Genomic DNA, 19612 nt, shown 5'->3' with positions numbered 1-19612 from the left:
TCCGCTGAACGACCAGGATCTATCTGGGCAGCGCGCCTGACTGCGGTTATGATCCCCTGAACAGTTATCAACCAGCGGCAGGGAGGCACCATCAGCAGCATCAGGATGACAACAGAGAGCCGGGGGCGCGGCCATGAAGCTTAACACCCCGCGTCACGCCTTTTACTACGCGCCGTTCCGCCATCTCTTTTTCGCCCGCACGCTGACGGTGCTGGGCAACAGCGTCGCGCCGGTGGCGCTCGCCTTTGCGGTGCTCGATATGGGCGGTTCCGCCGCCGACCTCGGCGTAGTGGTCGCCGCGCGCTCGCTCTTTAACGTTCTCTTTCTGCTGTTTGGCGGCGTGCTGGCGGATCGCTATTCGCGCAATCGGGTGCTGCTGCTCTCGTCGCTTGTCGCCGCGCTCTCTCAGAGCTGCGTCGCCTGGCTGGTGCTCGAGCAGGCCGCCACCCTGATCACTCTGGCGATGCTGAGCGCCATCAACGGCGCGGCCGCAGGCATCGCGCTGCCCGCCTCGTCGGCGCTGGTGCCGCAAACCGTGCCGGCGCAAAAGCTGCGCCAGGCGAACGCCTTTATTCAGTCGGGGGTTTATGGCGGCACCATTCTCGGCGCCTCGCTGGGCGGCATCTTGACCAGCACGATCGGCGCGGGCTGGGGGCTGGCGGTGGACGCGCTCGGCTTCGCGCTGGCCGCGCCGCTCTACTACGCGGTGCGCACCGGCGCGCCGCCTGCGGATTCTCACACTACGCTGTGGCAGGATCTGCGCGACGGCTGGCGAGAGTTCATTTCGCGCAGCTGGGTCTGGACGGTAGTGGCGCAGTTCGCCGTGGTCAACGCCGCCTTTACCGGCATGATGATGGTGCTGGGACCGGTTATCGCCGACGACGCCTTTGGCCGCGCCCGCTGGGGCGTGATGATCGCGGCGCAAAGCGTCGGGCTGATTATCGGCTCCGGCATCGCGCTGCGCTGGCGTCCGCGCCGCGCCATGTTCACCGGCGTGATGCTGGTGGCGCTCTGCGTGTTTCCCATGCTGCTGCTGGCGGGCGGCGCATCAGCGGCCTGGCTGATGGTCGCGTTCTGCATCGCCGGGATGGGGTTCGGCCAGTTCGGCGTGATCTGGGCGCAGGCGCTGCAAACCCATATTCCGCGCGACCGGCTGGCGCGGGTTTACGCCTATGACGCGATGGGGTCTTTTATTACCATTCCGCTGGGCGAGCTGGCCGCCGGGCCGCTGGCGATGCGCTTCGGCAACCAGACGGTGCTGCTGGGCTGCGTGGCGGCGGTGCTGGCGGCGACGCTGGCGGCCTGCCTGGTGCCGGGGATCAGAAAACTGCGGCAGGCTGAGTAGCGAAGACAATAACCGCAACTTTCAAACCGAAATGCTATTCCAGCGTTAACCTCTCCCTCAGCTCCTTCACCAGCGAAACATCATCCAGCTCCGCGCTAATCTCATGACGAATAGCATGAATGAACTGCTCGCTACGCTCGCAGCTATGATGGTAGCCATGAGACAGCCAGTTCCAGCTTCCAAGAACGATGAAGCGGCCATCGATCATTATGACCTTTTCATGCGTCCCTTCCGTCAACCGGATAACATTGTCTTTTCCAAGCTTTTCTCGATACTCAGCAACCAGGGACTCATCATTATCTTCTGCACGATCCAGATGCTGATGATAGTAGCCGTAATAAACCTTAACCCGGACGCCACGCTGCTGTGCTGCTATAAGTTGCGCCAGTTCTGGCCTCTGATACTGGCTGCCTCCGCGACGGATCCAGGGAGTAATAATAACCAGCTCCTGCTCACAGCGGCTCGCCAGGGCACTAAATGCGGCGATATGTTCACAGTCGCGATAATAACGCTGTAAACGCGGCGTCTGGCTCAGGCTGGCAAAGTTCGGATGCTGGCTGCCCTGTTCAAGAAGAAAGTCTTCAGCAACGCTGTCCGCAAGAATTTTTAGATATCCACCAGCCTGGCGTAGTCTGTGATGGTTGCCCACCACAATAAATTGCTGTTTTGCGCGTGAAACGGCAACGTTCAACATGTTTGGCGCGTCGTTTTGAAAAGCTGGCTTATCGAGAGGATGAAAAATTACTGGGCTGTAAATTATGACCTCAAAGCCTACGCCCTGGAACTGATGAACTGTACCAATGCAGTTTTTCTGCCAGTGATTCATACGCTGGGCAAGGCGCTTAATCAGTAATGATTTCTGATTGCTATAGGGCGTGACGATGCCAACATCGGCGGTCAAATCGTAACCGCATTCCTCCAGTTTATTCAGCAGCAGCTCAATAGCATCGACTTCATCTACATTGGTGTTGACCATATCGCCTTTCTGGCCCTCAACGCTGTAGAACATTAAATGGTGGCCACCCGATTTCTCAAAGGCGCTGGCTATGCGTTCAGAAGGAGAGGCTGTTTCCACGCTAACGCCATGATAGCCCGCCAGCCGGATAAAGAGATCGGCAATCGGTTTCTGACACCGGCGATGCTCATCAAGGATAATGCCGTTGCCGGTATCATCCACCCGCCCGGAAAGGGTTCCTGCCGCACGGTGCCAGCCCGTAACGCTTGCAGGTGAAACCCGCTCATATAAGGTATTGTTGCTGGCGAAATGACGTTCACGTAGCTGTTTTTGCACATTTTCCGAGAGATTTCTGATGGGCTCGATTTGCAAGGGGTCGCCGACAATCATCGCTTTTTCGCTGCGGCTTAATAGCGGTACCAAAGATTCGAGCGAGATCATGCCTGCCTCATCGCACAGTGCCAGATGCCAGGGTTTATGTCCCTTAAGGTCTTCGAGCTTACGATAGCCTGCGACTTTCCAGGCGGAGACTAATGTGGTTGCCATGACCGGATAGACCAGTGATAGTGCGCGATAAAACTCATCCAGCTTATCCAGCCAGCGATAGTAGCCCGCACTGATGCGTCTGCTCATTAATGCTCGCCAGTGAGTAAGCACCTCCTCCAGTTCAATTTTACGCCTGAGTTGTTCCTGCCAGAGATAGCCGATAGCGGCTTCGAACATTTCCCGGTGTTGTCTGATGAAGCGTTTACGCAAAATATCGCACCAGCTACCTTCGGGATAATCCTGTTGATACGTTGCCATTAGCTTTTGCGCCCGGACAACCTGGCGCCATTGCTTCTGCAATGTTGCTACGTCATTACTCAGGTTTATAAGATCGGCTTCATATTGGGCTTCGGGTTCTGCATGCAGGAGCACTTCCAGTAACGCCAGGTTATCTTCCTGATGTGCCAGCCTGTCTCCAGCATCGGCCAGTGCCGCCAGCTGATGATGGGTCAGGGTAAAAAGACTGAAGTGCTGAAAGTCTTCTGGCGCAGCAAGGCTCATTTGCTGCAATCCTGACTGATATTTTCCCTGGAAAAAACGGACCAGGTAGCGCTTTATTCCTTTTCGCGGGTAGTCGCGATAATGAAGCTCCAGCGCCGGGCGTAGCGGTGAATTCATCCATCGCAGTATCTGGGCCAGACTATGCGGCTGTGGCCAGGTCGCCTGCAACGTCTGGTAAATTCTGCCGGCCTGTTGACGCTGCGTTTTTATCGCTCGAATTTCCTGGAGACGCTGCTCTAGCTGACAGGCTAAGGCGTCGAGGTCGTTGGGATGACGTAGCGAGATATCAATTCCGAGTAGCTGCGCGTGAGCCGCGAGCGGAGGAATATTATCCATAAAGCGCGGGGTAAGCTCTTCTGCATTGGTGGTATGTAGCCCACAATCCACAGTCGACTGTATCACGCTCGCTTTTGCATCACGATATGCGCGGTGACAGGCATCTAATTCGTTACGATGTCTGATTAAAACAGCTAAAAAATCGCGCTGTTGTTGTTCGTCATAGCTTTCCTGTCGCCAGCGACTGATCAGTCTTTCCAGCCTGGCAAGTTCATGCTGTACCTGATCGTTTGAACCGCTATGAAACCATAACCAGTCAAGATCCTGCGTGACTGGATCGGCACGCAGGTCATCAATGATATTTTCCACTGCTTTTATTGCTGTGGAAGTGACCAGCATACCGAAATTCTGGTCTTTGCCGTCAGCGATCGCCAGCGCTCGGGCAACCAGTTGTTGTGCTATAAGCGACTTGAACAGCGTGGTTTTCCCGGTACCAGGTGCGCCTTGAACAGCGATCAGACGTTCATCCTGATTAATAGCCTGAATGGCAGCCATCTGTCCATGGCCCAACGGATAGTGTGTTTCAAACAAACCACCTGTTACCACGTCGTAAATATCGGGCGCATTATCGTCATGATGAATATTGTTGAGATACTGTTCCAGCAGGGGAAAATCACCGACAGCTTTATGACAGAGCCAGGTAAAATCTTCCTCATCACGCTTAAGGTTGTAATCTTCATTATGCAGAGGAGCAACCAGGGCGTTGAACGCCGTTTCAACTCTCTGAAATTTACTGCTTAAGTGCTGAGTGACCCATAACAGGAGTGCCTCAAACGACTCAAGAAAGGTGGCATATTTACAGCCGGTGAGCGCGCTGACGATACTCATCATATGGCGATTTTCACCAAGCTCATTCAACTGGATTCCAAAGATTTCCCGAAAGGCAAAGGGCAACGCGCTTACAAGTTGTCCGTCTTTAACAGGAATCAGAAGTGAATTTGTCTTTTGCTCAAAGAATGATTTTGGCAGTGGAAAAGAAAACAGCGGCAGGTATTTTACAATGGTTTTACCACGCTCTTGTTCAGTGCAGCGCAGCAGCGGAAACAGGAGATTTACAGGCTCGATATGAGTAATTTCACCCTTTTCGCCATATTTAACAAAACGCCTGCGCCAGTTTTCGCGCATTTCCGGCGATACACTAATGATTATACCGCTCTGGTTTTCTGCACAATTATTTCTGCTAAGCATTAATTGTTGATATTCATGCACCTGGCTGGCTGATATTTTGCTTTTTTCTGCGCCACTGAATTTTACGTAGTCATGCCACGCTGAGAGGATGTTCCTTGTTGAGTTTTGCATCATGCTAAATGAACCTTAACCTGATTATCTCCCTGATATTCATGATGACAGAATAACACAGAGGTAATGTTTAAAGCCGCTAATTGTTGACTATGAAACGAGTGCATCCCTCTAGTTACAACATACTAAAAGATTGCGCTTCCCCATCAGAATTCCGAGCTGCGCTGTTATTAATGAAGCAGGGCTATGCAGAAACGTAAAACGGGAAAAACAAAAAGCCCGCTCAGGTTTCCCTGAGCGGGCTTCTCTAAATTTGGCTCCTCTGACTGGACTCGAACCAGTGACATACGGATTAACAGTCCGCCGTTCTACCGACTGAACTACAGAGGAATCGCTTGAACGGGGCGCATATTATCGACCTGCACTGGCCATGTCAAAGCCCTTTTTCACAAAAACGTTCAACTGCTGAAATAAACGCCAGAAGCGGACACGTCGGTAAAAATGCTCACACCTGCTAAATGAAAATTATTTTCCTCTGAAATGTTTAATGAAAAAAATAACCTTTTTCGGGGTGTGCGTCACGCTGCCTGAATCTCCGCGCAGCGCCCTTAAGACAAAGATTTCAAAGCGGCTCACACTTCTCATCTCTGCCATTTGCCTGTGTTTATATTGAAACGTATATTCCGCAAAAACTGATATTTGAAACAAGAGGGCAGTCGATGAACAGAGTCAGGATCGGCATGATCGGCAGCGGCTATATCGGCCGCTGCCACGCTATCGCCTACGCGCAGGCGCCGACGGTTTTTCCGCTAAAGGGCGAAATCGTGCGGGAGATGCTGGCGGAGGTCAATCCGGCGCTGGCGGAGAAGCAGGCGGCCGCCTTTGGCTTTGCGCGCTCGACCGGCGACTGGCGCGAGCTGGTGCGCGATCCGGCGATTGACGTGGTAGATATCTGCGCGCCCAACTTCCTGCATAAAGAGATGGCGCTGGAGGCGATTCGCCACGGCAAGCATGTCTATTCAGAAAAGCCGCTGTCGCTCTCGGTGGCCGACGCCGAAGAGATGGTGCAGGCGGCGCAGGCCGCCGGGGTGAAAACCCTGGTGGGCTTTAACTACATGAAGAACCCCACCAGCCAGCTGGCGAAAGAGATTATCGCGCGCGGTGAGATCGGCGAGGTGGTGCATTTCTACGGCACCCACAATGAAGATTATCTGGCGAAGCCGGAGACGCCGCTCGACTGGCACTGCCAGAGAGCGCTGGCGGGCCTTGGCGCGCTGGGCGATCTGGCGGCGCATATCGTCAATATGGCGCACTATCTGGTGGGCGACATCGAAGAGGTGAGCGGCGACATGATGACGGTGATTAAAACCCGTCCCGACGCGAAAGATCCCAGCCGCCAGCTGCCGGTAGAGAATGAAGATCAGGCCAGCGCGCTGCTGCGCTTTCGCAACGGCGCGCACGGTGTAATTGAAACCTCGCGCATCGCCTGCGGCAGCAAAATGGGGCTGACCTATGTCGTCACCGGCACCAAAGGCACGCTGCGCTACAGTCAGGAGCGCATGGCGGAGCTGGAACTCTATCTGCACGACGAGCCGGCGGGACGTCAGGGTTTTAAAACTATTCTGACCGGTCCGGCGCACCCCGACTACGCCAACTTCTGCGTCTCGGCCGGGCACGGCATCGGTTTTAACGATCAGAAAACGGTGGAAATTCGCGACCTGATTAACGGCATCGCGGCGGGCGATCGCCTGTGGCCCGATTTTGCCGAAGGGTTGCAGGTGCAGAAGGTGCTGGAGGCGATTGCGATTTCCGCCGCCGAGCGGCGCTGGCAGGCGGTTTAGCGCAGCAGCGCGCGGCCCGTGAAGCCGCGCGCCCGAATGATTATCCTGCGGCTTTCTCCCACCACAGCTTATCCAGCGCATAGTAGCGGTCGCGTTCGCTCTCCGGCTGCTGCAAATCGCGCTTCCACGGCTTCGCCAGAATGAAATGCAGATTCTTCACTTCGCTCTCTTTCCACATCCGACTGTGCTGGAAAGGCAGGGTTTTCAGCGCGTTGTAGATATAGGAGAGCGGCAGCCAGCGTCCGTGAAACGCCTCGTTCAGCAGATCCTGCTCCGAGAAGGGATAAGCCTTCAAATCCACAATCGCGGCAACGCGGTCCGCCAGCTGTTCAAAGACCTCACTGTCCGGCGTGAGCACCAGAAAACCGCCGTTAAGGTAGTTATCAAGCAGAACAGGCGCAGGCTCGCCGCGATCCTGCCAGGTATAGTGGCAGTTTTCCGGCTGCCAGCTGGCGGGATAAGAGGCGATCTGGTTAGGGTTGCAGCGGCAGGCGTGACAGGCAGCCAGCAGGTTGTCGCCGAGATCGAGCGTAAACAGCTCATCCATATTTTGCAGCACCAGCATATCGGCATCGAGGAACACCACGCGCGCGTAGTCGGTCAGCTGCCAGGCACGCAGTTTGGTCCAGACTTCGCCAAATTGCGCCGAGGCGTAGTGCTGTTCCAGCGCGCTGTTAGGGTAGATCGGATCGACCGGCCGCACCACGCAGCCCTCTGCCTGCAACGCTGCGCAATCCGCCTGCGGGATCGCGTCGGTGGTCATCACCACCAGCGGCCAGCGCGTGCCGCTCTGTTTCAGTGAACGGTGCAGCGCCTTGACGCCCACCAGATAGTCGGGCTGCGTCAGCAGCGTAACCCATGCAAACATGGTTCTCTCCCTGTAAAAGTCAGTCAAAAAGCGCGGTCAGATAATCGTTGCTGAAGCGGCGCTGCGGGTCCAGCTCGCGGCACAGCGTGCGGAAGTCGTCCCAGTGCGGATAGACGTCGCGCCAGGCGTAACGTCCGGCGTCGTAATATTTGCCCCAGTGCGGCCGTCCGCCTTCTTCCGCCAGCAGCTTCTCTACCTCGGTAAGAAAGTGCAGGCCATCCTGCGACAGCGAACCGTCGTCGGCGTAATAGACCACAAAGCCGAAGAAGCAGGTCGGCTCGCCGTAGGCCGGGCTGAGCCAGGCCTCCGAGGCGCCGGTGCAGCGCAGGATAATCGGGTAGTGCATATGCGGCCGCTCTGCGGCGTACCACTGTTTGATTTTGCTGATAACGGCAGGGGTGCGGGAAAGGGGAACGCCGATTTCGACGTTAATCTGCGGTACCGCGATGCCGCGGCAGAACAGCTGATAGATGTCGCCGGTAACGTCGGTAAAGTCGCGAAAGCGCGTCACGGTGCGGAACTGTTTCCCGCCTTTGCCGTGGATCTGCGTGTCGCGGTGCATCTGCTCCAGCGTCTGGTCGATGGTGCTGTTCAGGCTGTCGTCGCCCTGGTCGGCATGCTTCACCACCTCGCGGCCGTTAGCCTGCCACTCGGCGCTTTCCTGCGCGCTCGCTTCGTTCGCGTTCCAGACGTGCATCAGGTTATCGTCGACGAACCACCAGGCCTTGCTCAGCGCGTACTCGCTGTTCCAGCGCAGCAGATCCTGCTCAAGATTATCCGCCGACACCGCGTTTTTATGGCAGGTGTAAATACGAAAGGGCTGAGTGCGCAGCGTGACGGCGGTAACGATGCCAAGCGCGCCGAGCGTCACCTGCGCGGCGGGAAAGTCCGGCTCGCCGCGCGTAAACTCGCGGATCGACCCGTCGGCCAGCACCATACGAATGCGCAGCGCTTCGTCCGCCAGCGAGCTTTGATGCAGCCCCTGGCCGTGCGTGCCGGTCGCCATCGCGCCCGCCAGCTTTTGCACCGCAATCACGCCGGGCGAGGCGGCCAGCATGCGGTCCAGCGCGGTAAGCTGAATGTAGAGATCGTTGAGCGTGGTGCCCGCGCCGACAGTAACGCTCTGCTCATCCTGCGCCAGCAGGCCGGAAAGGGCGCTGATATCCACCAGCAGGTCATCCTCTGCGACATTTAGCATGCGGCCCGGCGACAGGCGGCTGCCGACCACGCGCACGCGGCCGTGGGTATCGCGCAGCAGCTGCTGCAATTCCGCCTCGCTGCGCGGCTGGTGTAACTGCTGGCGGCTGCCAACCCGGGCGTTTTGCGCCCAGTTCCATAGCGCGTCGTCATCGGCGCTGAGGGTGGTGTTGCGTAAAGGATAACGTTCGGCGTCTCTGCTCACGACTGCGTTCCTGTGTTGAGATCGGATAATTGGCATCAGTTAAGCGTAGCCCATCACAGCGTTGTCGCTTCCCTTAGCCCGTTTTACGGATGTAGCGCAGCGTCGCCGTGACCGCCAGCTGGCGATTGCGGCGGACGCTCTCCTCTTCGCTGTTGTCGGGGCTGAAAAGGGCGTTGAAGGTGTAGCGGTTAGAGACGTGATGCACGCAGATGCTGCTGATCAGGCGGTGCACGTCGATGGTTTCGACCTCGCGAATAAACACGCCCTGCTGCTGGCCGCGCGCCAGAATATCGTCCAGCACGTCGAGCGCGCTGCGGTTCAGCGCCTTGATGCGCGGCGACTGCGAGATATAGCGGCCGCGCAGCAGGTTTTCAGTGCAGACCAGCCGCATAAAGTCGGGGTGAGAGACGTGGTAGTCGAAGCTGGCTTCCACCAGCTTGCTCATCGCCAGTTCCGGCTCCATCGCCGCCAGGTTCAGGCCGGTTTCATGCTGGCGGATTGCCTGATAGACCTGCTCCAGTACCTCGATATAGAGCTTCTCTTTGTTGCCGAAGTGATAAACCACCATGCGTTTGGTGGTTTGCGCGTTTTCGGCGATCTGCTCCAGACGCGCGCCCTGCATGCCGAACTCGGCGAAGGTGGTCAGGGCGCCGGCGAGAATGCGTTTTTTCAGCCCTTCAGGGTCGTTTTTTCGTTTTGGTGTGGTGTCCGACATAGCGCTCAGTAACCAGGAAAATCCAGCCAGCATGGTATCACAGCCCGCCAGATCGGTTTGGCGACGCGAGCGGCTGATTGTTTATATTCAATTCAGGAATAGCATTCCCGTAAAAATCATAATACGGATATAAGCAACTGCGTATACTGCGGCTAACCGTCGTTGCGGCGGTTAACTTTGACTCCCGCGATTATAACTTTCAGGAAACACCTTATGCACACTTACGCGGCACAGGCTAAAAATAAATTTTTTACTCTTACCACGGCAGCGCTGCTGCTGGCAGGCGCGGCGCTGGCGCCCGTTTCAGCGGCCTGGGCCGCCGATAAAACCTCAATCAAGGTCGGCATCATGAGCGGCGAAGATGAGGATGTCTGGCGCGAGGTCGTGAAGCAGGCGGCGGCAAAAGGGCTCACGGTAAAAACCGTGGTATTTAACGACTATAACCAGCCGAACGAGGCGCTGCAGAACGGCGAGGTTGATGCGAACGCCTTCCAGCATCAGCCCTTCCTCAACAATCAGATTAAGGTTAACCACTACGACATCGTGCGCGTCGGCGATACCGCCGTCTGGCCGATCGGCCTCTACTCGAAAAAGGTCAAATCCGCAGCCGATCTGAAAGAGGGCGCAGTCATCGGCGTGCCGAACGATCCCTCCAACGAGGCGCGCGGCCTGGTGCTGCTTGAGCAGCAGGGCGTGATCAAACTGCGCGCGGGCGCGGGCATCGCCGCCACCACGGCCGATATCACCGACAACCCGCGCCACGTTGAGATCAAAGAGCTGGACTCCGGCATTATCGGCCGTTCCGTGCCCGATCTCGACGCGGCGGTGGTGAATACCGACTGGGCGCTGAAAAGCGGCCTGACCAAAGCAGATCGCATTGCGCAGGAGCCGGTGAAAGATAATCCCTACAACAACTTTATCGCGGTGAAAAAAGCGAACGTCGACGCGCCCTGGGTAAAAACGCTGGTCGCCTCCTACCAGAACGACGCGGTGAAGAAGGTGTTTGATCAGGTCTACAAAGGCACCGGCCTGACCGCCTGGTAAGGATAGCGAGCATGACGGTATTTTCAGAGGCAGTCGCTCCGCTCAGTGCGGTAGTGCGCGGCGTGGTCGAGCACGCGGAGGCGCTGGCCGCAGGCGACGATAGCGTGGTGCGCCTGCAAAACGTGTCGCGCCGCTTCGGCGCGACCCAGGCGCTAAAGGGGGTTTCGCTCAGGGTACGCAAGGGCGAGATCCTCGGCATTATCGGCCGCAGCGGCGCGGGCAAATCGACGCTGATCCGCTGCCTTAACGGGCTGGAGCAGCCCGATGAGGGCGCGATCGAGATTGAGGGGCAGCGGATTACCGGCCTGTCGGAGAAGCAGCTGCAAAAAGTCCGCAGTCGCGTCGGCATGGTGTTCCAGCACTTCAACCTGCTGTCGGCGAAAACCGTGGCGCAGAACGTGGCGCTGCCGCTGAAGATTGCCGGCGTGGCGAAAGCCCAGCGCGCCCGGCGCGTCGCGGAGCTGCTGGAGCTGGTCGGGCTGTCCGACAAGGCGCAGCACTATCCGGCGGCGCTCTCGGGCGGTCAGAAGCAGCGCGTCGGCATCGCCCGCGCGCTGGCGGCCAGCCCGGCGCTGCTGCTGTGCGACGAGGCGACCTCGGCGCTCGATCCGGAAACCACTCGCGCTATCCTCGCGCTGCTGAAATCGCTGAATCAGCGGCTTGGCATCACCATTTTGCTGATCACCCATGAGATGGAGGTGATTAAATCAGTGGCGCATCGCGTGGCGGTCATCGACGCCGGCGAGATTATCGAGCAGGGGCCGGTATGGCAGGTGTTCGCGCATCCGCAGGCGCAGCTAACGCGCACGCTGCTGCGCGGGCTGCTGCCGCAGCTGCCCGACAATATCGCCGCGCGCCTGAGCCAGCAACAACAGGGCGAGGTGATCTACAACGTGCACTTCGCCGGGCAGGAGGGTCAGGGCGAGCTGCTGACGCGTTTCGCCTGCGCCTTGCCCGGCGCGTTTCGCCTGATTCAGGGCGGCGTCGACCATATTCAGCACTATGCGGTGGTGCGCTTCTTTATTGCCATTCCGGCCAGCAACAGCGCCGATGAGCAACGGGTTCTCGCCTGGCTGCAGCAGCAGCAGGCTCAGGTAGAAAAGGTGGGCTATGTCGCCAGTAATGATTGATCTGCTGCTTAACGCCCTGTGGGAAACCCTGATTATGACGGCGATCGCCGGGCTCTTTTCGCTGATTGCCGGGCTGCCGCTCGGCCTGATCCTGGTGATGACCAGCCCGGGCGGCATCGCCGAACATCGCGGCGTCAACCGCGTGCTTGGTTTGATTATCAACGGCTTCCGCTCGCTGCCCTTTATTATTCTGCTGGTGGCGCTGATCCCCTTTACCCGCTTTCTGGTCGGCACCTCGCTCGGCACCTGGGCGGCGATCGTGCCGTTATCCATCACCGCCACGCCCTATTTTGCGCGCGTGGCGGAAGTCTCGCTGCGCGACGTCGATCGCGGTCTGATCGACGCGGTGCGCGCCATGGGCGCCAGCAAGCTGCGCATCGTCTGGGACGTGCTGATCCCCGAGGCGCTGCCGGGCATTCTGGCCGGCTTCGTGGTGACGCTGGTGGCGCTGATCGGCGCGTCGGCGATGGCGGGCGCCATCGGCGCGGGCGGGCTGGGCGACCTGGCGATTCGCTACGGCTATCAGCGTTTCGATACCGCGGTGATGGTGGCGGTGATCGCGGTGCTGATCGTGCTGGTGTGCGGCATTCAGTGGCTGGGCGACCGGCTGGTGGCGCGCATCGATAAACGGCACTAGCGCGCTTGTGCTTTTTCCCGCAATGGATAGCACTATTTCTTTTTAAACATCAGCGCGCTAGCGGCATAAAGTACCGGCAAATCCCTGTTTAACCTGTCAAGGAGTGCGCTATGCATCTCGCCCGTTTTCCCCGTCTTTCGCTGGGCCATTTTCCCACGCCGCTGGAGCCGCTGCACAATCTGACGAAGCTGCTGGGCGGCCCGCAGCTCTGGATCAAGCGTGACGACAGCACCGGCCTCGCCACGGGCGGCAACAAGACGCGCAAGCTGGAGTTTCTGCTGGCGCAGGCGCTGGCAGAAAAGGCGGACATCGTGATTACCCAGGGCGCGACCCAGTCTAACCACGTGCGCCAGACCATCGCCGGCGCGGCGCGTCTCGGTCTGAAAGCCCATGTCTTTCTCGAACAGCGCGTCAGCGACTACGGCGAAGCCTACCAGCGCTCCGGCAACGTCCTGCTCGACAAGCTGCTGGGCGGCGAAATCATTGCGCATCTGCCCAACGGCGCAGATATGCAGCAGGCGATGGAGCAGCACGCCGCTCAGCTGCGCGAACAGGGGCATCGCCCCTACGTGATCCCAGGCGGCGGCTCAAACCCGGTCGGCGCGCTCGGCTACGTCGCCTGCGCGCAGGAACTGCTGTGGCAGTCGGCGGAGCAGCGACTGCGCATCGATCATGTGGTGCACGCCACCGGCAGCAGCGGCACCCAGGCGGGCCTGGTGGCCGGCCTGTTCGCCAGCAACAGCAACATTCCGGTGCTGGGCATTAGCGTGCGTGCCCCGAAAGAGAAGCAGGAGCAGAACGTCTGGAACCTGGCGTCGCAAACGCTTGAGCTGCTGGGCGTGACGCAGCCGCTGCCGCGCGAGGCGGTGGTCGCCAACAGCGATTATGTCGGCGACGGCTACGGCCTTCCTGCGGCGAGCACGCTGGAGGCGCTGACGCTGCTGGCGCAGCACGAAGGCATCTTGCTCGATCCGGTTTACTCCGCCAAAGGCTTCGCCGGGCTGATCGATCTGATCCGTCAGGGTCGCTTCCGACAGGATGAGAACCTGGTGTTTATCCACACCGGCGGCGCGGCGGGGCTGTTTGGCTATCAGCAGCCGCTTGAGGCGAGTTTCGCGCATGGCTGAGCGGTTTCTGCTTGGCGTGCTCGGCGGCATGGGGCCGCTCGCCGCCGTCGATTTTCAGCATCAGCTGCTGCGCGCGGTGCACAGCGCCAGCGACCAGCAGCAGATACCGATGGTGGTCTGGAACGTGCCGCAGATCCCCGATCGGCAAAAGGCGCTGGCGGGCCAGGGGCCGTCGCCGCTGCCGCAGCTGATAGACGGCGTTGCGCGGCTGAATCGCGTCGGCGCCAGCCATATCGCGATCGCCTGCAATACCGCGCACCACTGGTTCGAAGCGCTACAGGCCGCCAGCCGCGCGCCGCTGCTGCATATCGCCGACGCGACGGCGGAGGCGGCAGCCGTGCTGGCTCCCTCCTCGGTGGGGCTGATTGCGACGCAGGGCACGCTCGACGCGGGCTGGTTTCAGCGGCGCTTTGCGCAGCGCGGCATCGATACGCTGCTGCCCACGGCCGCGGAGATCGCGGACTATTTTGTGCCGGGCTGCTACGCGGTGAAGCGCGGCGATAGTGCGGCGGGCGGCGCGCTGCTGGCGCGTCAGGCGCAGGCGCTGCTGGATCGCGGCGCGGAGCGGCTGGTGCTCGCCTGTACCGAAGTGCCGCTGGCGCTGCGCGCCGTTGGCTGGCAGCCGTCGCGCGCGGCTATCGATCCGGCAGAGGCGATGGCGGCGGTGTGCGCCCGCCTCTGGCAGCAGCAACAAAGCGCCATTTAATTACAACATACTTAAATCAGGTTACGCGTTCTGCGCGTGCGGCGGCACGCTTTTGCCTGTCGTCAGGACTTCCACAAGGATAAGGCTATGAAAAAGCAGTTGGGATTTTTACTCGCCGCCACTCTGGTCAGCGGTTTCAGCTTTGGCGCCACGCCGGATGAAGTGCGTATCGCCTACAGCGGCGGCTCGCAGGTGATCATGCTGGCGAAGGCAGACGGCTCGCTGGATAAAGCGTTCGGCACCAAAGTGAACTGGGTGCAGTTCGCTTCGGGCGCGGATGCGCTGAACTACTTCGCCAGCAACGCTATCGATATCGCCAACTTCGGTTCCAGCCCGGCAACGGCGGGTCTGGTGCGCAAGCTGCCGATTGAGATTGTCGGCGTTTCCGGCGTGATCGCCAGCTACGAGCGGCTAATCGGCAAAGAGGGCATTAAGGGTCTGCGCGATCTGGAAGGCAAGCGCGTCGGCTATCCGCCAAACTCTACCTCGCAGTATGCGCTGGACGCGGCGATCAAAGTGCACCACCTGGACCGCAGCAAAATCACGCTGCTGCCGCTGCGCCCGGCAGAGATGGTCGCCGCGTGGAAGCGCGGCGATATTGACGCGGGCTACGTCTGGGCGCCGTTCGCCCAGCAGCTGGAGGCGGCGGGCGGCCATCAGGTGTTCGCCACCAAAGATCTGCAGAAAGAGGGCTACCTGATCTACAACAACTATGCGGTGCGCAAAGCCTTCGCCGAGCAGTATCCGCAAATCGTCAGCGCCTTCCTGCGCGTGCATCAGCAAAAGGTGGATGAATTCCGTCAACACCCTGAGCAAGCCGCGGCGACGGTAGCGAAAGAGGTCGGCGCGTCGGTGACCACCGCCACCAATACCCTTTCCGGGCTGGAGTATCCGTCGATTCAGGAGCAGGCGACGGCGGCCTGGCTGGGCGACGGCAAAAATAGTGACGCCAGCGGCATCGGCCAGGCGCTGAGCAAGACCGCCAGCTTTCTCGCGGAAACCGGCGAAGTGCGCAAGCGGGATATTCCGGCGCACTGGGATGCGGCGATTAATCCGCGCTTCCTGCAGCAAGCTGCACACGCCGCGCCATGAAGCTGCGTACCAAAATCAGCATCAGCGTTATCTCGGTGACGCTGTTTTTTCTGCTGTGGCAAACGGCGGCTGAACAGCAGTGGGTCGATCCGCTGCTGCTGCCGTCGCTGACCGATATTGGCCTGACGGCGCAGGAGCTGGTCAGCGACGGCTATCGTCAGGTGCCGCTGTGGCAGAACATCGCCGTCAGCCTGGCGCGTTCGCTCGGCGCGTTCGCCTGCGCGATTATTATCGGCGTGCCGCTGGGGCTGCTGATGGGGATGTCGGAGCCGCTGGCGGCGGCGCTCAACCCTTTTGTGCAGTTCCTGCGTCCACTGCCGAAAATCGCCCTGATCCCGCTGGCGGTGGTGTGGCTCGGCATCGGCGAGGCCTCCAAATTCTTTCTGATCTTTATCGCCACCTTTCTCAGCGTGGTGGTCGGCGCCCAGGCGGCGGTAGAGCGGCTGGCGCGCGCGCGCATACGCGTGGCGCAGACGCTGGGCGCATCCCCGCGCCAGATCTTTCTGCGCGTGGTGCTGCCGGATACGCTGCCCGATCTTTTCACTACCGTCCGGCTGTCGGTGGGCATCGGCTGGACCTCGCTGATCGCCGCCGAAATGGTGGCTGCCAACTCCGGCCTCGGCTGGATGGTGATGAATGCCAGCGCTTATCTGCGCACCGATATCGTGATGCTTGGCATATTGCTGCTCGGCGGCATCGGCTATCTGCTCGACCTGCTGCTGCTCGGCCTGCAGCGCTGGCTGGTGCCCTGGGCCGGGAGAGACGCATGAGCGACCCTGTTTCACTGCAGCAGGTCACGCTGCGCTTCGGCGCGCTGACGGTGCTGGAAGATATCGATCTCAGCCTGACCAAAGGGGAGTTTGTGGTGCTGCTTGGCCCCTCCGGCTGCGGCAAGTCCACCATTCTCAACCTGCTGGCCGGTTTCGTCCGTCCGCAGCAGGGCCGCGTGCTGTGCGGCGGCGAGCCGGTGCGGCAGCCGCATCCGTCGCGCGGCATGATCTTTCAGCAGCCGAACCTCTTTCCCTGGCTGAGCGTGCTGGAGAACGTCACCTTTGGTCCGCGCCTGCGCAAGCACAACCGGGCAGAGGTTGACGCCCGCGCGCGTGAATGGCTGAAGCGCGTCGGGCTGGCGGGCTTTGAGGATCATGCGCCCTGGCAGCTTTCCGGCGGGATGAAGCAGCGCGTGGCGCTGGCGCGCGCCTGGCTGCCTGGCCCTGAGGTGCTGCTGCTGGACGAGCCGTTTGGCGCGCTTGACGCGCAGACCCGCATGATGATGCAGGAGCTGCTGCGCGAGGCCTGGCTTGCGACCCAGACTACGCTGCTGTTTGTCACCCACGACGTTGAGGAGGCGCTGTTTCTCGCCGACCGCATTCTGGTGATGTCGGCGCGACCGGGCCGCATCGTTGAAGAAATCAGGCTGCCGTTCGGCCGCCAGCGCGATATCGAAACTCTGGCGAGCGAGCCGCACTACGGCGACATCAAACACCATGTATTACAGCGCGTGCGCCAGGAGGCGAAGCGCCATCTGACGCCCTTCACCGAGGAGGAAAAATGACCCTGAACAGGCTCCGACAGCGGCTGGAAAACAGTCTTGAACAGTATGGCGCGCGCTATGTCGAGGTGTCGAAAGCGATCTTCAGCCAGCCAGAAACCGGCAACAATGAGTACTTTGCCAGCCAGCAGCTCACGCAGCTGCTGGAGGCGCAGGGCTTTACGGTGACGCGCAGCGTGGCCGGGCACGAGACCGCGTTTTACGCCGTGAAAGATAGCGCTAAACCCGGCGCCACGGTGGCCTTTCTCGCCGAGTATGACGCGCTGATCGACATCGGCCACGCCTGCGGCCATAACCTGATCGGCGTTACCAGCGTCGCGGCGGCGATTGCGCTGGGCGAGACGCTGCCGCAGACCGGCGGTCGCGTGGTGGTGCTGGGCACCCCTGCGGAAGAGGGCGGCCTCGCAGGGCCGGGCGGCCCCAGGGGCAACGTCAAAAAACGCTTTGTCGAGGCGGGGCTGCTTGACGGCGTCGATGCGGCGCTGATGGTGCATCCGGCGGGTAAAACACGCCTTACCGAAGCGACGCTGGCGAATAATCACCTCTATTTTCACTTCTACGGCAGGCCATCGCACGCCGCCGGCGCGCCGCACAAGGGCATTAACGCGCTCGACGCGCTGGTGCTGCTTTACAACGGCATCAGCGTGATGCGCCAGCAGCTGCCGGACGGCGTGCGCGTGCACGGCATTATTACCAACGGCGGCCAGGCGCCGAACGTCATTCCTGAGTATGCCGCGGCGCACTACTACATTCGCGCCGACAGCCGCGAACAGGTTGAAGCGCTCGAGCCGCGCCTGCGCGCCATCGCGGAGGGCGTGGCGCTGGCGACCGGCGCGCGCGTCGAGATTGACCACCAGGTCGGCCCGCGCGACTTCAGGCTTAATCCGTCGCTGGATGCGCTGCTGCTGGAGGAGCTGACGGCGGCGGGCGAGCAGGTCGATCTCTCCCCGCAGACCAGCAAAGTCTCTACCGACGCGGGCGACATCAGCCATGCGGTGCCGACGGCGCACCCCTGGCTGAAAATCGGCCCGGACGATCTGATTTTTCACACCGTGCCGTTCCGCGAGGCGGCTAATTCCGAACAGGGCTATCAGGCGCTGATCGTCGGCGCGCGAGTGCTGGCGCGCACCGGGCTGCGTCTGCTGACCGATGTCGACGCGCTTCAGCGCATCAAATCCGATTTTACGGCGCAACAGAGGAGAGGATCGTGACGCAACCACACCGCAGAAAACTCAAGACGCTGGTCGGCGCGGCCAGCGTTATCGCAGCGGGCAACGACAGCGCGCCCGATACCGGCATCAGGCGCGCCATCTCGCTGGCGAAGATAGCCGAGCGCGAGAAAATAACCGGCCTGTTCACCGCTGACCTGCTACAGGCCGATCCCGCCGGTCTGGCGGGGACCACCGGCAGCCAGGATCCGCTGATCGCGCTGGCGGCGCTGAGCCAGGCGACGTCCCATATCGGGCTGATCGCCACCGTCAGCACCAGCTGGCTGCATCCCTATCACCTGGCGCGTCAGATCGGCACGCTCGACCACCTCAGCGGCGGACGCGCAGGCTGGAACGCGGTGACCTCGTCCGTGGGCGAAGAGAACTTCGGCGAAGGCGCGCTGCCGCCGCCGGAAGCGCGCTATGCCCGCGCCAGCGAATTTATTGAGGTCATTAATGCGCTGTTCGACGCCAACCAGCCTGATGCGGTGCAGCGCACCGCCAGCGGTGGGATAAAGATCGATCCGGCGAAGCTGCACGCGATTCACTATCGCGGCGACTATTTTCAGGTCGCCGGGCCGCTCAACGTACCGCCGCCGCCGCAGCGCCGTCCGGTGCAGTTTCAGGCCGGGCAGTCAGAGGCGGGCGTCTCGCTGGGCGCGCGCTTTGCTGAGGTGATTTACACCTCGCAGCCGACCTTCGAGGCGGCGCAGGCGTTTGTTGCCGACGTGCAGCAGCGCGCGCGGCGCGTTGGTCGCGAACAGAACCCGCCGCTGATCATGAACTCCTTCCACGCCATCATCGGCGAAAGCGACGCCGACGTGGCGCGCCGCCTGCGCGAGAAGCACGAGCGAATTAATTATGATCAGGGCAGGCTGCGCGTAGCCGATATGCTCGGCGGCGAGATCGATCTGCGCGATCGGCCGCTCGACCAGCCGCTGCCCGCCGCGCTGATCCCGGCGCTGGCGCAGGTGCACCGGCGCCAGGGGCGCGCCGCGATCTTCCGCAGCTTTGCGCTGGAAGGTCTGACGCTGCGCGAGCTGATTATTAAGGCGGAAGAGACCGGTCACTGGTTTACCGCCGGTACGCCGGAGGCGCTGGCCGACGCCATTGAGCAGCGTTATCGGGCAGGTGTGCTGGATGTGATTTCGCTGCACGGCCTGGGGCAGCCCGATCAAGAAGATTTACTGCTGAACGGCCTGCTGCCGGAAACTGCGCAGACGCGATGTGCTGGACGGTGATTATGTGGGAGATGATTTCCGATCGAGCCTGGAGCTGGCGCCGCTGGTGCAGGGCTAAGCACTTTCATCGTCTTATCGTCACGATATTCACGCAACCCAAAAATTAAAAGCCCGCTCAGGTTTCCTT

16 protein-coding genes and 1 tRNA gene are annotated in these 19612 nt (G+C 60.4%); 12 read left to right on the top strand and 5 right to left on the bottom strand.

Annotation, left to right across the window (positions count from 1 at the left end):
- Window positions 1-133 precede the first annotated feature (133 nt).
- The gene (locus tag AC6I7Z_RS12515; protein ID WP_497814443.1) at window positions 134-1345 is read left to right on the top strand and encodes an MFS transporter; all 1212 of its coding nucleotides are present in this window, start codon (window positions 134-136) and stop codon (window positions 1343-1345) included.
- Window positions 1346-1379: 34 nt separating this feature from the next.
- On the opposite strand, the gene AC6I7Z_RS12510 is transcribed toward AC6I7Z_RS12515, so the two are convergent.
- The gene (locus AC6I7Z_RS12510; RefSeq protein ID WP_497814442.1) at window positions 1380-4985 is read right to left on the bottom strand and encodes an AAA domain-containing protein; all 3606 of its coding nucleotides are present in this window, start codon (window positions 4983-4985) and stop codon (window positions 1380-1382) included.
- A 251-nt stretch (window positions 4986-5236) separates the two neighbouring features.
- A tRNA-Asn gene (locus AC6I7Z_RS12505) sits at window positions 5237-5312 on the bottom strand.
- 329 nt (window positions 5313-5641) lie between these two features.
- On the opposite strand from AC6I7Z_RS12505, the gene AC6I7Z_RS12500 reads away from it, so the two are divergent.
- Window positions 5642-6763 carry a Gfo/Idh/MocA family protein gene (locus AC6I7Z_RS12500; protein ID WP_497814441.1) on the top strand — a complete coding sequence of 374 codons (1122 nt, stop codon included), beginning with the start codon at window positions 5642-5644 and terminating at the stop codon, window positions 6761-6763.
- Between the two features lie 40 nt (window positions 6764-6803).
- Here AC6I7Z_RS12500 and AC6I7Z_RS12495 read toward each other — a convergent pair whose 3' ends face one another.
- From AC6I7Z_RS12495 to AC6I7Z_RS12485, 3 genes are all read right to left on the bottom strand, one after another.
- Entirely contained in the window at window positions 6804-7631 is an 828-nt protein-coding gene (locus AC6I7Z_RS12495; RefSeq protein WP_497814440.1) for a glycosyltransferase family 8 protein, read from the bottom strand.
- Between the two features lie 19 nt (window positions 7632-7650).
- Window positions 7651-9033, bottom strand: coding sequence for a D-arabinono-1,4-lactone oxidase (locus AC6I7Z_RS12490; protein WP_497814439.1), 1383 nt, complete (start codon window positions 9031-9033; stop codon window positions 7651-7653).
- A 73-nt stretch (window positions 9034-9106) separates the two neighbouring features.
- Window positions 9107-9748 carry a TetR/AcrR family transcriptional regulator gene (locus tag AC6I7Z_RS12485; protein ID WP_033750734.1) on the bottom strand — a complete coding sequence of 214 codons (642 nt, stop codon included), beginning with the start codon at window positions 9746-9748 and terminating at the stop codon, window positions 9107-9109.
- A 213-nt stretch (window positions 9749-9961) separates the two neighbouring features.
- Here AC6I7Z_RS12485 and AC6I7Z_RS12480 point away from each other — a divergent pair, with 213 nt between their 5' ends.
- The 10 genes from AC6I7Z_RS12480 (at window position 9962) to AC6I7Z_RS12435 (ending at window position 19485) form a co-directional block, all read left to right on the top strand.
- Complete coding sequence (locus AC6I7Z_RS12480) at window positions 9962-10792, top strand: MetQ/NlpA family ABC transporter substrate-binding protein (protein WP_497814438.1); 831 nt, start codon at window positions 9962-9964, stop codon at window positions 10790-10792.
- Between the two features lie 11 nt (window positions 10793-10803).
- Window positions 10804-11922, top strand: coding sequence for a methionine ABC transporter ATP-binding protein (locus tag AC6I7Z_RS12475; protein ID WP_497814437.1), 1119 nt, complete (start codon window positions 10804-10806; stop codon window positions 11920-11922).
- Window positions 11903-12559 carry a methionine ABC transporter permease gene (locus AC6I7Z_RS12470; RefSeq protein WP_497814436.1) on the top strand — a complete coding sequence of 219 codons (657 nt, stop codon included), beginning with the start codon at window positions 11903-11905 and terminating at the stop codon, window positions 12557-12559. The genes AC6I7Z_RS12475 and AC6I7Z_RS12470 overlap by 20 nt, the downstream gene beginning before the upstream one ends.
- Window positions 12560-12669: 110 nt before the next feature.
- A complete protein-coding gene (gene cuyA / locus AC6I7Z_RS12465) occupies window positions 12670-13686 on the top strand; it encodes a D-cysteate sulfo-lyase (protein WP_497814435.1) in 1017 nt (338 codons plus the stop codon).
- The gene (gene cuyB / locus AC6I7Z_RS12460) at window positions 13679-14392 is read left to right on the top strand and encodes a cysteate racemase (protein WP_497814434.1); all 714 of its coding nucleotides are present in this window, start codon (window positions 13679-13681) and stop codon (window positions 14390-14392) included. Before cuyA ends, cuyB begins: the two co-directional genes overlap by 8 nt.
- Before the next feature lie 87 nt (window positions 14393-14479).
- Window positions 14480-15484, top strand: coding sequence for a taurine ABC transporter substrate-binding protein (locus AC6I7Z_RS12455; RefSeq protein ID WP_497814433.1), 1005 nt, complete (start codon window positions 14480-14482; stop codon window positions 15482-15484).
- On the top strand, window positions 15481-16254 hold the full coding sequence (locus AC6I7Z_RS12450; RefSeq protein ID WP_497814432.1) for an ABC transporter permease: 774 nt from the start codon (window positions 15481-15483) through the stop codon (window positions 16252-16254). The genes AC6I7Z_RS12455 and AC6I7Z_RS12450 overlap by 4 nt, the downstream gene beginning before the upstream one ends.
- The gene (locus AC6I7Z_RS12445) at window positions 16251-17039 is read left to right on the top strand and encodes an ABC transporter ATP-binding protein (RefSeq protein ID WP_497814431.1); all 789 of its coding nucleotides are present in this window, start codon (window positions 16251-16253) and stop codon (window positions 17037-17039) included. The genes AC6I7Z_RS12450 and AC6I7Z_RS12445 overlap by 4 nt, the downstream gene beginning before the upstream one ends.
- Entirely contained in the window at window positions 17036-18247 is a 1212-nt protein-coding gene (locus tag AC6I7Z_RS12440; RefSeq protein ID WP_497814430.1) for a M20 family metallopeptidase, read from the top strand. Before AC6I7Z_RS12445 ends, AC6I7Z_RS12440 begins: the two co-directional genes overlap by 4 nt.
- Window positions 18244-19485 carry an NtaA/DmoA family FMN-dependent monooxygenase gene (locus AC6I7Z_RS12435; protein WP_497814429.1) on the top strand — a complete coding sequence of 414 codons (1242 nt, stop codon included), beginning with the start codon at window positions 18244-18246 and terminating at the stop codon, window positions 19483-19485. The genes AC6I7Z_RS12440 and AC6I7Z_RS12435 overlap by 4 nt, the downstream gene beginning before the upstream one ends.
- Window positions 19486-19612 lie beyond the last annotated feature (127 nt).

The sequence above is a fragment of the Pantoea sp. X-Soil-MYKO-1289 genome, from assembly GCF_059730625.1.
Note: the sequence above shows the minus strand (reverse complement) of the source record. Positions and strands in the feature narration are given on the sequence as shown.

What these genes read in the sequence shown, in the direction of transcription:
- AC6I7Z_RS12515 (WP_497814443.1), top strand. Translation starts at nt 134, where the DNA reads ATGAAGCTTAACACCCCGCGTCACGCCTTTTACTACGCGCCGTTCCGC.
- AC6I7Z_RS12510 (WP_497814442.1), bottom strand. Translation starts at nt 4,985, where the DNA reads ATGATGCAAAACTCAACAAGGAACATCCTCTCAGCGTGGCATGACTAC.
- AC6I7Z_RS12500 (WP_497814441.1), top strand. Translation starts at nt 5,642, where the DNA reads ATGAACAGAGTCAGGATCGGCATGATCGGCAGCGGCTATATCGGCCGC.
- AC6I7Z_RS12495 (WP_497814440.1), bottom strand. Translation starts at nt 7,631, where the DNA reads ATGTTTGCATGGGTTACGCTGCTGACGCAGCCCGACTATCTGGTGGGC.
- AC6I7Z_RS12485 (WP_033750734.1), bottom strand. Translation starts at nt 9,748, where the DNA reads ATGTCGGACACCACACCAAAACGAAAAAACGACCCTGAAGGGCTGAAA.
- AC6I7Z_RS12480 (WP_497814438.1), top strand. Translation starts at nt 9,962, where the DNA reads ATGCACACTTACGCGGCACAGGCTAAAAATAAATTTTTTACTCTTACC.
- AC6I7Z_RS12475 (WP_497814437.1), top strand. Translation starts at nt 10,804, where the DNA reads ATGACGGTATTTTCAGAGGCAGTCGCTCCGCTCAGTGCGGTAGTGCGC.
- AC6I7Z_RS12470 (WP_497814436.1), top strand. Translation starts at nt 11,903, where the DNA reads ATGTCGCCAGTAATGATTGATCTGCTGCTTAACGCCCTGTGGGAAACC.
- cuyA (WP_497814435.1), top strand. Translation starts at nt 12,670, where the DNA reads ATGCATCTCGCCCGTTTTCCCCGTCTTTCGCTGGGCCATTTTCCCACG.
- cuyB (WP_497814434.1), top strand. Translation starts at nt 13,679, where the DNA reads ATGGCTGAGCGGTTTCTGCTTGGCGTGCTCGGCGGCATGGGGCCGCTC.
- AC6I7Z_RS12455 (WP_497814433.1), top strand. Translation starts at nt 14,480, where the DNA reads ATGAAAAAGCAGTTGGGATTTTTACTCGCCGCCACTCTGGTCAGCGGT.
- AC6I7Z_RS12450 (WP_497814432.1), top strand. Translation starts at nt 15,481, where the DNA reads ATGAAGCTGCGTACCAAAATCAGCATCAGCGTTATCTCGGTGACGCTG.
- AC6I7Z_RS12445 (WP_497814431.1), top strand. Translation starts at nt 16,251, where the DNA reads ATGAGCGACCCTGTTTCACTGCAGCAGGTCACGCTGCGCTTCGGCGCG.
- AC6I7Z_RS12440 (WP_497814430.1), top strand. Translation starts at nt 17,036, where the DNA reads ATGACCCTGAACAGGCTCCGACAGCGGCTGGAAAACAGTCTTGAACAG.